Consider the following 13114-nt stretch of genomic DNA (forward strand, 5'->3'; position numbering starts at 1 on the left):
ATGAATATGAAAACGTTGTCATATACAAGATTATACAGGCTGCTTTGTTCGTTATTGCTCTTCTCTTTATTAGGGTGTAGTAGCGAAGATGTAGGAGAGCCCGGTAAAGATAAAGAACCGGTAATGTTAGTCTTTAACACCTCTCCTGATTTGATGACCCGTACCTTATTAACCGGTCCGGCCAACCTTCAACATGTCCGACAGGTACAATTGTATATTTTCGATGGCACAACAGGTGACGCCCGTTGTGTGGCCTCTGAGAATATAAACTGGCAGTATGTCGCAGGAGCTGAAAACGGGCTTTCCACACGGGAGCAGAAATATAAGGTGCAATATGGAGGCTTTCAGCCTCAGAAGGAATATACTTTCCTGGCAATCGGGTTGGATGACCGGGCCGGGGATACGTATGGCCTGCCGGATGCGATTCGGGCCGACCAGGTTACCGGTACCTTATTGAAGGATGCTAATGCCATACTGGCTACCGGCAAAGGGCGTGCTGATATTGCAGTTTCGGAGTTATTCGCCGGTTCTTCTGTTTTCACGCTAAGTCTTCTAAACGGCAATACCGGATATGTGGATTTGTATCGTCGTGTAGCCGGAGTGTCGGGGTATTTCAATCATATTCCGACCCAAATAAACGGTGTCGAAGTAAGTGCTTTACATATTGAGTTGTATACGATACAAAACAAAAGTAACTTTCTGCTCAAACAAACTCCGGATGATTTTATCATAAGTCCGATGAGTTCGAACGCAGGCGACAAGATCGTTGTCAATATACCCAAGAGTGAGTTTATTGCAGGCGGAACAACGAAAAAAGGTTCTTATATTCTCCCTGTACCGCTTCCTGCAGATAAAGATTACACCTTGCAGATCGTATTGGTAGATGCTACCGGAACCCCTTTGCATATTCATAAAGTCAAATTATCCGTAGACGGTGAGGTCTCTGAGACTAACGGCGGCACTGGAATCATCATTCCAACAGAAGATCCTTACCGTTTTCCGATAATTACCAACCACTTTTACAGCATTGGAACTGAAGCGACTCCGATAGATTTCAATACTTTTTTGTTTACACCTTAAGTATTTTATCACTTACAGGATTTTTTAGAGTATATTTTCCTATATTTGGCGCCATAGAATTCCTAAATCTAAATCTTATGCGTAAAATTATTTCGTTTCTTTCGCTGGCCGTGATTATATTACTGGCGGCAGCATGTAAGGAGACCTCCCCGTTTAAGTACGAGTCAGTCCCTAACGATCCTATGAAAGCACGTATCTACACGTTGGACAACGGCTTGAAAGTCTACTTGACAGTCAATAAAGAGACACCGCGTATCCAGACTTATATTGCAGTCAAAGTGGGAGGTAAAAATGATCCTGCGGAAACGACCGGGCTCGCCCATTATTTTGAGCATCTGATGTTCAAGGGAACACAGCAGTTCGGATCATTGAACTATGAAAAAGAGAAACCGATGCTCGATGAAATCGAACAACTTTTTGAGGTATATCGCAAAACGACCGATGAGGGTGAGAGAAAACTCATTTATCATAAGATAGACAGTGTATCTTATGAGGCTTCCAAATGGGCCATCCCCAATGAATATGATAAATTGATGGCAACGATCGGGGCCAGCGGCACCAATGCTTATACCTGGGTGGACCAGACTGTGTTCACGGAAGATATTCCGTCTAACCAGATCGATAACTGGGCAAGGATACAGGCGGACCGTTTCGAAAACAATGTGATCCGTGGTTTTCATACGGAGCTGGAAACGGTGTACGAAGAAAAGAATATGTACCTGACCCATGACGGTATGAAAGTGCAGGAAAACCTGATGGCTGCCCTTTATCCGGATCATCCGTATGGCACACAGACGGTGATCGGTACACAGGAAAATCTGAAGAATCCTTCTATTACGAATATAAAGAATTACCATACGACCTGGTATGTTCCCAATAATATCGCCATCTGTCTTTCGGGTGATTTCGATCCGGACCAGATGATTGAAACGATCAATAAATACTGGGGGCATATGAAGCCGAATCCCAATTTACCCAAATTGCCGGTTACACATGAAGCCCCGTTCAAAGAACCGGTTGTCAGGGAAGTGCTGGGACTGGATGCCGAGAATGTGACATTAGGCTGGCGTCTTCCGGGAGCAAATAATCCTGAACAATATCTGCTGAACCTGTTGAGCCTGATCGTATATAATGGGAAGGCCGGATTATTGGATGCGGACCTGAACCAGCAACAGAAAGTACTTACTTCCTATGCTGGTGTCGATGCAATGGCTGATTATACGACTTATCAGATGGGAGGACAGCCGAAACAGGGACAGACGCTTGAAGAGGTGAAAGACTTGTTGTTGGCAGAGATTGAGAAACTGAAAAAAGGAGAGTTCGATGAAGGTTTGCTGGAAGCCTCTGTCAATAATCTGAAACTGAGCCAGACTTCCCGTATGGAAAGCAATGAAGCCCGTGCGGATATGTTTGTTTCCGCCTTTATTAATGGCGAAGATTGGAAGGATGAGGTAGCGCAGTTGGATAAGATGGATAAAGTGACCAAACAACAGATTGTCGATTACGCCAATAAGGTTTTCGGAAATAATTATGCTGTTATCTATAAACGGCAGGGACAGGACCCGAATGAGAAGAAGATAGACAAGCCTGCAATTACTCCGATCGTTATGAACCGGGATAGTTCCAGTATCTTCCTGAAAGAGATACAGCAGGCACAGGTGAAGCCGATAGAACCGGTCTTCCTCGATTTCGAAAAAGATTTACAGAAATTAGAGGCAAAGTCGGGTATTCCGGTATTGTATAAACAAAATACGACCAATGATCTCTTTTCCCTGATGTATGTATTCGATATGGGGAATGATAATGATAAGGCGATGGGAACAGCTTTTGAATATATGAAATATCTGGGTACGTCAAAGAAAAGCCTGAAGGAGATCAACGAAGAATTTTATAAGCTGGCATGCTATTTCAGTGTTTTCCCGGGTTCGGATCGCACGTATGTCAGTCTTCAGGGATTACAGGATAAAATGCCGCAGGCTATGGCCCTTTTTGAGGAACTCCTGGCGGATGCACAGGTGAATAAGGATACTTATGCTAATCTGGCGGATGATATCCTGAAAAAACGTTCGGATGCGAAATTGAACCAGGGGCAGAATTTTAATAAACTGATCCAATATGCAGTCTGGGGACCGAAGTCTTCTGCTACGAATGTGTTGACTACCGAAGAAATCCGGCAGATGGATCCGGCAGAACTGGTCGATCGTATCCATAAGATCAATTCATACAAGCATAAAATCCTGTATTATGGTCCGGCAAAGCCAGAGGTTGTATTGGACGCGATTTCAAAATACCACAATGTACCGGATAAACTGGAACCGGCTCCTGCCGCCGCAGATTTCGTCCAGCAGGAAACACCGGGAAATAAAGTTCTGTTTGCCCAGTATGATGCTAAACAGATTTATTTCTCCGCCGTCTCAAATCGTGGGGAGAAATACGATTATGCTATTCAGCCGACATTGGATTTGTATAATGAATATTTCGGAGGAGGAATGAACAGCATCGTATTCCAGGAAATGCGCGAAGCCCGCGGTTTGGCCTATTCGGCTGGTGCGTTCCTGATCACTCCGAATAAATTAAAATATCCGTATGTCTACCGGACATTCATTGCGACACAGAATGACAAAATGCTGGATGCCATTAAAGCATTTGATGATATTATCAATAACATGCCGGAGTCTGAAAAAGCATTTATTCTGGCGAAAGAGGCACTGATTACCCGTCTGCGGACTGAGCGCATCACTAAATCCGATGTTTTGTGGGCCTATCTGAATGCACAGGATTTGGGAATAAATGTTGACAGTCGTAAGGATCTGTACGAAAAGGCTCCTTCCATGACCCTTGCCGATATCAAAGCCTTCCAGGAGAAGTGGGTGAAAGGACGTACCTATACCTATTGTGTACTGGGAGATGAAAAGGACCTGGATCTGAAGTCCCTGGAACAGTACGGACCGGTAACGAAACTGAGTAAAGAAGAGATATTTGGGTATTGAGAATTGAAAATTAAAAATTGAAAATTAAAAAGACGGTTGTTAAATACTCATTTGATTTAACAACCGTCTCTCTTTTTCTATCAAGTAATTTTCAATTTTCAATTTTTAATTTTCAATCCTCAAATTCCATCGTCCTGATGCATCTCCGCCTCCTTGACTTTCCGGAACAGGTCGGATGCGAAGATGAAGTCGTTGAGGGCTTTGTTGTTGGAGGTGATGACCTGGTCTTTTGTTCCCTGCCATTCTTTAACACCTTCTTTGATGAAGATGATGTTTTCCCCGATATTCATTACGGAGTTCATGTCATGGGTGTTGATAACCGTGGTCATCTTATATTCCGTTGTAATATCGTGGATCAGGTCATCTATCAGCAGGGACGTTTTAGGGTCCAGTCCGGAGTTGGGTTCGTCGCAGAAAAGATATTTGGGGTTCAATGCGATCGCACGGGCAATAGCGGCACGTTTCATCATACCACCGCTGATCTCCGACGGATACAGATGTTCCGCTTCCGCAAGATTCACACGTTCCAGGCAGAACATGGCTCTTTTTTCCCTATCCTTATAAGATTCTTTAGAGAACATATTGAGCGGAAACATCACATTTTCAAGAACCGTCATGCTGTCGAACAAGGCTGATCCCTGGAACAGCATGCCCATTTCCCTGCGAAGCATGTTCAATTCCTGTTTATCCATGGAAGTAAGGTCGCGCCCGTCGTACAGGATCTCACCCGAATCCGGTTTCATCAGGCCGATGATATTTTTGATCAGGACTGTTTTTCCGGAACCGCTTCGTCCGATGATCAGATTGGTCTTCCCTGTTTCAAAAACGGCGCTGATATCATTCAGCACTGTGCGGCCTTCAAATGATTTCGTTATGTTTTTTACTTCTATCATTTCTTACGTAAGCATTAAATGGGTCATTATTACGTCTGCCAGCAGGATCATGATACTGCTCATTACAACAGCATTCGTACTCGCTTTACCGACTTCGAGTGCTCCCCCTTTCACATAATAACCGAAATAAGCGGCTATCGATGAGATTATAAAGGCGTAAACGACAGATTTTATAATAGAATACCAGATATAGAATTCATTGAAATAAAACTGCAAGCCGTATTCGAAAGAGGCCGGCGTCATACCTGTTCCTGTCGAATGGCTGGCGGCTATACCTCCCATAATTCCTGTAAACATACTGAAAATAACCAGTACCGGAATAAAGATCATCAGTCCGGCAATTTTCGGCATAATCAGGAAGTTAGCCGAATTGACTCCCATAATTTCCATCGCATCGATCTGCTCCGTTACACGCATGGTTCCGATCTCGGAGGCGATATTACTTCCCACTTTACCGGCTAGGATCAGACACATGATGGAGGATGAAAACTCCAGCAGGATAATTTCGCGAGTCGTATACCCGATCGTAAATTTAGGAATCAGCGGTGAACTGATATTCAATGATATCTGGATGGCGATAACCGTACCGATAAATACCGAAATGATAACCACGATCCAGAGAGAATCGACACCCAGCTTGTATATCTCTTTTATCAATTGTTTGAAGAACATGCTCCATCTGTCAGGTATTGATATGGATTTCCCCATCAACATGACATATTCTCCCATTCTATGTAACGCTTTATTCATTATTTTCTTGATTACTTATTCTGTTCCAGTCTGCAAATATAACTGAAATATGTCAACTACTGTTCACTGTTTATGATTTGTTTTCACGTCAGGTACCGTGTCCCTTCGTCCATACTAGCCTGGATCGGGTAGGAGAGGATGAAGCTGTTACTCTGGAAATACTTGTTCAGATAACCGGGGATACGCGGCATTACGGGGTCATAGGAATAACCTTCTTTCCGGCTGAAGATCACCCACATGCTGTCGTCCGCTTTCACATCCCGGAACACGATCAGGAAATCATCCCAGTCGCTGAAGTTTACATATGATATTTCTCCCGCTCTTTTGGCGAAGAGTTTTTTGATGGCTTTCAGCGTATCCTCCGAACCGTAGAACACGACTTTTGCCCCGGTATTCTGCAACACGTTCCATACCCGGTTCATGACCGGTATGAAGCCGATTTCTTTTTCCGCCCGGTCCGGCAGGATAATCAGGTGACGTTTGATGGTGGCCAGCGGCTGTACCGGTTTGTAGATAAAGGTCGTTACGCTGCTGTGCTGCAATACGTTTTCAACAATATTTCCCAGGAATGCAGCCGGTATGTCCTTTTCCTTATGCAGCCCGAGGACCAGGTCGGTTATCTCCCGTTCCTTCACGACGCTGGTAATGGCGTTGGAGATGCTCAGGTCGTAGCGGAGCAATCCTTTCAGCCGCGTGTCGGTGGCCGCGGCGGTATCGACGGCGGTCTGTAATACCCGTTTGGAGGATTTTAGTGTCTTGTCGTCCGAATTCTGGTTGTCTATCACTTTGAGGGCATATAACCCGCTGGTATTCGTTTTTGATTTTATGGCAAGGCTGAGGTTGACCAGTTCTTCAACCGTCTCCTCATTGCTGACGGGGATCAGGATATGTTCGTCCTTCGTATCTTTGTCTTCTGTCTCCTCTCCGGATTCCTTCATCGCTATATTATGCGCTCCTTTCTGGGCGGAGAAGGAGGCGATGGCGCAGGTCACCAGGATCATCAGGATCGTACCGTTCAGTACGCTCTCATTCAGGAGCCGTATGGGAGCACCGTTGGCATCGGTTCCCAGGATCACGTTATACCCGACCATGACGGCTGCCAGTGTAGCTGCCGCCTGGGCGTTGCTCAGTCCGAAAATAACACTCCGCTGGTCGACCGACAGCCGGAAGGTCTTTTGTGTCAGCCAGGCTGCCGCATATTTCGCTGCCGTAGCCACGATGATCATGACCATACCAACCTTGATCGTTTCGAAGCTGGTAAAGAAAGCCCGGTAATCGATCAGCATCCCCACACTCAGCAGGAAGAAGGGGATAAAGATCGCGTTCCCGACAAACTCTACACGGTTCATCAGCGGCGAACTTTGCGGAATCAGCCTGTTCAGGGCCAGTCCTGCAAGGAAAGAGCCGATGATCGCTTCCATCCCCGCTAACTGGGCAAGGAATGCACCGAAGAACACCATCGACAGCACGAATATATATTGCGAAATATTATCGTGTACCCGTTTGAAGAACCACCGTCCGATAAAGGGAAACACCAGTAACACAATCAAGGCAAAAATAACGATGGAAACGCCCAGGCGTATCCAGAAAGCGTTGTCGGCATTTCCTGTCGCCATCCCGACAATAATTGTCAGCACCAGTAAAGCCAGCGTATCCGTGATCATAGTCCCGCCGACGGTTATGCTGACAGCATTGTTTTTGCTGATCCCCAGCTTGCTGATGATCGGATAAGCGATCAGTGTATGGGATGCGAACATACTGGCGAGCAGTACGGACGTCTCCATGCTGAAATCAAGCACCCATAATCCAACGACCGTCCCCAGTATCATAGGGATCAGGAACGTATACATCCCAAATACAAGGCTTTTCCCGCTATTCTTCTTAAAATCCCCCATGTCTATTTCCAGCCCGGCCAGAAACATGATATAAAGTAACCCTGCCGTCCCCGAAAGAATGATACTGCTGTCGCGCAGGACAAGGTTAAAGCCGTTCGGCCCGATAATGGCTCCGGCAATGATCAGTCCCAGCAGGTGTGGAACCCTGAGTTTATTCAACAGGAGCGGGGCCGCCAGGATGATCAGCAGTATCAGTAAGAACTTCAATACCGGATCAGCCAGCGGGAGGGTGAAATCTATGTTTGAGAGTAATATCATAAGGTTTGACTGCTGCTAATTAAATTGACGTTAATTTAATGGCCGTTACATTAATGGCTATTACAAAAATACTTTTTGTTCTCCTATTATGCAAATAAAAATCTTTATAGGTTTCGAATAAATTATTCGATTTGAATAATTCGAATTAAATAATTATATTTGCTGAAAAGATCGAGTATATGGCAAAAGTTATAAATCCCTTTATCGTAACCGGTAAAATAGAACCGGAATATTTTTGTGATCGTATACAGGAATCGGCCCGCCTGATAAAGTCTGTCACGAACGGAAACAATATGGTTATTATATCTCCCCGCCGTATGGGTAAAACGGGACTGATTCAATTCTGTTATGAGAAGCCGGAGATCAGGGAGGAATATTACACTTTTTTCATCGACATTCTGCATACATCGGGGCTGCGTGAATTTACTTATTTGTTAGGGCGTGAGATTTACGAAACATTGTTGCCCCGCAGCCGGAAAATGACAAACCTTTTCATTCAAACCCTGAAATCCATCAGTGGAAAATTTGGATTTGATCCGCTTTCCGGTACACCGACATTTAATATAGAGTTAGGTGATATAGATCGTCCCGAATATACGTTGGATGAGATTTTTCGTTATCTGGAAGCGGCTGACAAACCCTGTATCGTGGCGATCGACGAGTTTCAGCAGATCGCCAAATATCCGGAAAAGAATATTGAAGCCTTGTTGCGTACTCACATTCAGAAAATAAGGAATAGCCATTTCATTTTTGCCGGTAGCGAACGGCATATGATGCAAGAGATGTTCCTGTCCGCCGCCCGCCCTTTTTATCATAGTGCGGATATGCTTGAGTTGACCGCAATTGCTCCGGATATATATATCCCGTTCATTGTCGGACATTTCCTGAAACGGAACCGCCGAATCGAAGTTGCAGATGTAGAACGGGTTTATACCCTGTTTAAAGGGCATACGTTCTACATTCAGAAAACTTTTAACGAAGCTTTTGCCGACACCCCAGAAGGGGAAATCTGTACGCTGGAAATGATACGGGCAGCTATCAACAACATGATTGCGGCGAATGATACGATTTTCCGTGAAATATTATCAAATATCCCTGAAAAACAGAAAGAATTACTCTATGCTATTGCCAAAGACGGCGAAGCAGAGCGTATTACATCCGGATCGTTTATAAAACGACATAGCCTGACATCTGCAAGTTCAGTACAGTCGGCCGTAAAAAAACTGCTGGAAAAAGACATTATTACTGAAATCAATAAAGTGTTTTCCTTGACCGATAAGCTGTTTTCCATGTGGATAAATCAAATTTACGGTAATAAATCCATTTTTTCTCAATGATAAAATGTCCTATTACCGGAATTAATCTGAAATTTCGCGGCGGTTATTTTCGCCACCGCGAAATTTTGAATAAAGATAAAAGACAGAACGCAGAATGATAAATTTCCCCCCTGCTAAAATGACCGTATATACATTGTTTGTTTCCCTCTGCCGATCTGAACTAGCTTATTGCTGTCTATCAGTAACTTCAGATCGTTCAGGGCCATGAACCGGCTGTAATGATTTATCTGCACGCAGGTGCCAGTGTTGATACACCTGTTTTTGTTCACCTCTTTCATAATATTCTCCAGCCGTTGCTCCTGTGTGAGTTTTTCTGTTTTCGCCTTTTTCACCTGTTCCAGTCCGGCTTCCCTGACCTGTTCTTTCAGGGAGGTTGCGCAGCGGAAACTGACGGTGTCGGCTTCTGCAATGACTTTGGCTTTACCGTTTTCATCCGTTACTGTCCGGCTTTTCAGCGTGGGTGTGAAATATCCCAGTCCGTCCAGCTCGATGCTATTCCCTTCCGCCAGGTGAAACCCCATCCAGAAGTTAAGTGCTTCCAATACCCCTTTTACGTCTGCCGATGAGATCGTGCTCGACATCGAGATCATCTTGCACATATACTTCGTATCGAGCGTACCTTGTGAAATGATCCGTGCATGCGGAATCTTTTTGTCTTCCCTGTCTCCCGGGACCGGTGTCTTGTACCATCCGAATTTTAAACTCATTCCTATCTTGTTTTAAATTAATACCAGCCAAAACAAATTTTCATCCCGTACACCCATTCATTCAATAATCATTGAACGAAAGGAAATCAATCATCAAACGAAAGAAGCATATATGTGTTTTATTCGTTTGATATATATCAAACGTAAAAACGTACGAATACAAATATAATACGGAATGGAAGGAATTGTACCGGAGATAGGTATGTTTTTTTATAAATATCACTTTTGGATAAATCTTTTTGAAAATAAAGCTTTACCTTGCATCCGTTAATCGAAATGTATGCGTATGACAAATAAGGAATTGGAACTCTTACAAAATGAATTATCCGGATGTTCAAACTATTTTTTATCCGCCCCTATTATTATACTGTCTTGCCTTTTCTGAAGTTTGAGGAGCAGGCAGATACAATGGGAGTATTCAGGATAAGAAAAAATAATGATCCGCGTTTACTTAAAGAGTTTATTTCTGTGTATAATAATTTACCTGGTTTTTAAGTATATAATTTATATCACACTAAATCTCTTTTTATTAGTATCGGATATTTTCTTTCGAGCAATGTCCATTCGGGGAAAAAGCATTCCTTTACAGGGATGGCGGAGGTTCCATGTTGTTTCAGTAATATGGAAAGGATGCTTTGATCGTGTCTGTGTTCGATAAAACCATCCATGTTCATGGATACGGAAGGTGTATCGTCTACTAAATGGAAATTGTGGTAATAGACTTCCAACCATTGTTTCACAATTTGTATTGTTTCCGGACTCTTTCGAATAAAGATAATCCCCGATTGATATTGGGGGGTATCTGTGATTTGTGGATTATTTCTTACCTGGAAATGGTCGAGTAAATCACCTTTTGTCCATGATTTTTCAAGTTTATCTAATTCGGTAACAAGAAATCCGCTTCTGTTATTTTTTACTTCTTTCCAATATTTCAGTAAGCGAGATATTCCATTACTGTTCAAATGACATCCTATGTCTGTGTATAATAGAACATCACCATCTTGTATTTGCTTTAATGATTCCAGAATGATAAAAGGCTTCCATACCCAGTAACCATATCCTCGTGAATGGGGACGGAGCTGAGTTTCGAAGTCTTTAACGAAGGAGTGCGGTAAATGATGTTCATTATAAATGAATATATTACTGAATAGGTTAAAACTCTTTGCCTGTTCTAATAATCTTACTGGACTATGTTGTATATGTGAATCAGCAAAAGCACAGATATATATTTTACCTAAAGGCTCTATTATTTGTGGCATATTTTTTTTCTTCTCCAACTGTTCACATAAGCGGATGAAGGGTGGTGTTTTTTGTAGCAGGGCTTTTTCTATGAACTGAGGGCGGAGATCATTCTGTTTCCATTGGAAGAACGATTGATACTCCTGTTGATTATTACAACACTTTTTTATATAATCGGCCAATTCTTTTGGTGATCGAAAATCGTTGACATTGATAAAGCAATGCTCTCCTGGGGCAAAATCATTAATATTAGGTGCTCCCAGGTAGATGGGAATGGCTCCGGCAATCAACGGATCGAAGAACTTTTCGGTGACATAATCTTTTGCACAAGCATTTTCAAATGCGATAATGAATTTGTATTGTTTATATAATTCTAATTTGGAGTCCCGTCCGGTATCTTGTTCCATTGTTTTATTATTGAATAGTTTACCGTATGAATCGATAGGGATAAACCGCATCAAAGTTTTCAAATACTCTTGACGTTGACTGTTATTGATTGGGCTGGATATAAGCATACAGATATCCTTTTGTTTCGATTCTGAATCTATTGATTCTCTAAATAATTTTGTGTAATCATATTTGTAATAGGATTGGATAACATCTGCATCCTGATGATAGGAAATCCATAAATCAAATAGTTCCATGAATTCCGAATCTTTGAAGAACGGGTAGTTTTCTTCGCATTCCAATATCCAGGCAACCCATATTTGTCCTTCAGGTTTTTCCAGGTCGTCTTCTAATTCATTGATTAAAGTAGGTAAGTGGAAAATAACAGTTTGTGCCAGAGAATAATACTGCCTATCAGTCGTGAATCTATAGTCTTCTGGAATCTGCTCAACGGGAATGTTTAGAGGAGTATCCCACATCGTATTATATATCAATATAATATGTTTGTTTTTTATTATTTCAGGAGATAATTTTTCCGCCCAGTAAGATATCTTCCATTTTAAATAACTCTTCAAATTATTCTGGGCATTTTTGTAATAACGGTAAATCCTCTTTTTTGAGAGTGGTGAGAGATGGTGGTATATTTTAAAAATGGTATACAATGCATGTGACGGTAAAGTGAAATTACCATTTTTGATTTTGGCCAGTGATAAGAAAGCTAAATTATATAACATATAAGCTTTTGCGTATAGTTCGCTTTTCATTTCCCGGTCCGGGCCATTGAAACTGTATCCCGATGCAAAACGAATCAAACGATTAGCTATATAGATCAGGTCTCGTACGCGTTTGGACGTGACCAATGTCCTCATGATAGAACCTTCCCGTTGCCGGTATCCGTAAAAATCAATGTTGGTGATGTAAACGCTTTTTGCAAGGCAAAGAGCTTGGGGAGTCCAGAGTTCGTCTTCATGGACAACATTCTCAAAATACAATGTTTGCTTGTTTAGCCAGTCTTTTTTGTACAGGAAATTAGAAACCATCGGAGGAAAAGCCCCGTGTTTCATTAATTCTGAAAAACACTCTTTTCCTGTCAGGCAGATGTGGCATAAATGGGATGGGATTGAATTAAATAAGGTCCCGGTTTGTCCGTCAGGATAATAACAAACGGAATTTCCCATTATTATGTCGGGGTGAAAACCGATAGCTTCCGAGAACATTTTTTCGGTCTGTCCTTCTATTACCCAGTCGTCGCTGTCGATAAACATTATATATTCCCCTTGAACTTCAGACAGTCCTTTATTACGTGCTGCCGACAATCCCTGATTCGGTTGATGAAAGAGCTTTATACAGGAATGAGAAGAAGCGAACTTCTCTGCAATTTCACCGGACCGATCAGTTGAGCCATCATTGATCAAAATAATCTCCTTTGAAATTATCCGTATGTTGATCAAGGAGTTCAAACACTCTTCCAGATAAGTTTCGACATTATATATCGGAACTATTATAGATAAAAAAGGACATGAAGTACTCATTGTATAATTTTTTGGTAAATGTATTGATTTTTTTGTGATCTTTTGA

At 42.5% G+C, this 13114-nt stretch carries 8 protein-coding genes; 3 read left to right on the forward strand and 5 right to left on the reverse strand.

The window, feature by feature from the left end; all coding sequences use genetic code 11:
- Window positions 1-6: 6 nt before the first annotated feature.
- Both NBH14_RS11945 and NBH14_RS11950 read left to right on the forward strand, forming a co-directional pair.
- On the forward strand, window positions 7-1080 hold the full coding sequence (locus NBH14_RS11945; RefSeq protein WP_186959433.1) for a FimB/Mfa2 family fimbrial subunit: 1074 nt from the start codon (window positions 7-9) through the stop codon (window positions 1078-1080).
- Between the two features lie 77 nt (window positions 1081-1157).
- On the forward strand, window positions 1158-4070 hold the full coding sequence (locus NBH14_RS11950) for a M16 family metallopeptidase (RefSeq protein ID WP_186959432.1): 2913 nt from the start codon (window positions 1158-1160) through the stop codon (window positions 4068-4070).
- A gap of 119 nt (window positions 4071-4189) precedes the next feature.
- Here NBH14_RS11950 and NBH14_RS11955 read toward each other — a convergent pair whose 3' ends face one another.
- The 3 genes from NBH14_RS11955 to NBH14_RS11965 form a co-directional block, all read right to left on the reverse strand.
- Entirely contained in the window at window positions 4190-4963 is a 774-nt protein-coding gene (locus tag NBH14_RS11955) for an ABC transporter ATP-binding protein (protein WP_186959431.1), read from the reverse strand.
- A gap of 3 nt (window positions 4964-4966) precedes the next feature.
- Entirely contained in the window at window positions 4967-5713 is a 747-nt protein-coding gene (locus NBH14_RS11960; RefSeq protein ID WP_044245154.1) for an MlaE family ABC transporter permease, read from the reverse strand.
- Between the two features lie 83 nt (window positions 5714-5796).
- On the reverse strand, window positions 5797-7866 hold the full coding sequence (locus NBH14_RS11965; protein WP_010800571.1) for a cation:proton antiporter: 2070 nt from the start codon (window positions 7864-7866) through the stop codon (window positions 5797-5799).
- Window positions 7867-8045: 179 nt separating this feature from the next.
- Between NBH14_RS11965 and NBH14_RS11970 the strand changes: the two genes are divergently transcribed.
- The gene (locus tag NBH14_RS11970) at window positions 8046-9203 is read left to right on the forward strand and encodes an AAA family ATPase (RefSeq protein ID WP_186959430.1); all 1158 of its coding nucleotides are present in this window, start codon (window positions 8046-8048) and stop codon (window positions 9201-9203) included.
- Window positions 9204-9316: 113 nt separating this feature from the next.
- Here the strand turns inward: NBH14_RS11970 and NBH14_RS11975 are convergent, their stop codons facing one another.
- Both NBH14_RS11975 and NBH14_RS11980 read right to left on the reverse strand, forming a co-directional pair.
- The gene (locus NBH14_RS11975) at window positions 9317-9910 is read right to left on the reverse strand and encodes an HU family DNA-binding protein (RefSeq protein ID WP_009859605.1); all 594 of its coding nucleotides are present in this window, start codon (window positions 9908-9910) and stop codon (window positions 9317-9319) included.
- Between the two features lie 509 nt (window positions 9911-10419).
- On the reverse strand, window positions 10420-13068 hold the full coding sequence (locus NBH14_RS11980) for a glycosyltransferase family 10 domain-containing protein (protein ID WP_250817462.1): 2649 nt from the start codon (window positions 13066-13068) through the stop codon (window positions 10420-10422).
- Between the last annotated feature and the right edge of the window lie 46 nt (window positions 13069-13114).

The sequence above is a fragment of the Parabacteroides caecihominis genome, from assembly GCF_023656785.1.
In the GTDB taxonomy this organism is placed as follows: Bacteria; Bacteroidota; Bacteroidia; order Bacteroidales; family Tannerellaceae; genus Parabacteroides; species Parabacteroides segnis.

Excerpts from the sequence above, each read along its gene's own strand:
- NBH14_RS11980 (WP_250817462.1), bottom strand. The coding sequence starts at position 13,068 with ATGAGTACTTCATGTCCTTTTTTATCTATAATAGTTCCGATATATAAT.
- NBH14_RS11975 (WP_009859605.1), bottom strand. The coding sequence starts at position 9,910 with ATGAGTTTAAAATTCGGATGGTACAAGACACCGGTCCCGGGAGACAGG.
- NBH14_RS11965 (WP_010800571.1), bottom strand. The coding sequence starts at position 7,866 with ATGATATTACTCTCAAACATAGATTTCACCCTCCCGCTGGCTGATCCG.
- NBH14_RS11950 (WP_186959432.1), top strand. The coding sequence starts at position 1,158 with ATGCGTAAAATTATTTCGTTTCTTTCGCTGGCCGTGATTATATTACTG.
- NBH14_RS11960 (WP_044245154.1), bottom strand. The coding sequence starts at position 5,713 with ATGAATAAAGCGTTACATAGAATGGGAGAATATGTCATGTTGATGGGG.
- NBH14_RS11970 (WP_186959430.1), top strand. The coding sequence starts at position 8,046 with ATGGCAAAAGTTATAAATCCCTTTATCGTAACCGGTAAAATAGAACCG.
- NBH14_RS11945 (WP_186959433.1), top strand. The coding sequence starts at position 7 with ATGAAAACGTTGTCATATACAAGATTATACAGGCTGCTTTGTTCGTTA.
- NBH14_RS11955 (WP_186959431.1), bottom strand. The coding sequence starts at position 4,963 with ATGATAGAAGTAAAAAACATAACGAAATCATTTGAAGGCCGCACAGTG.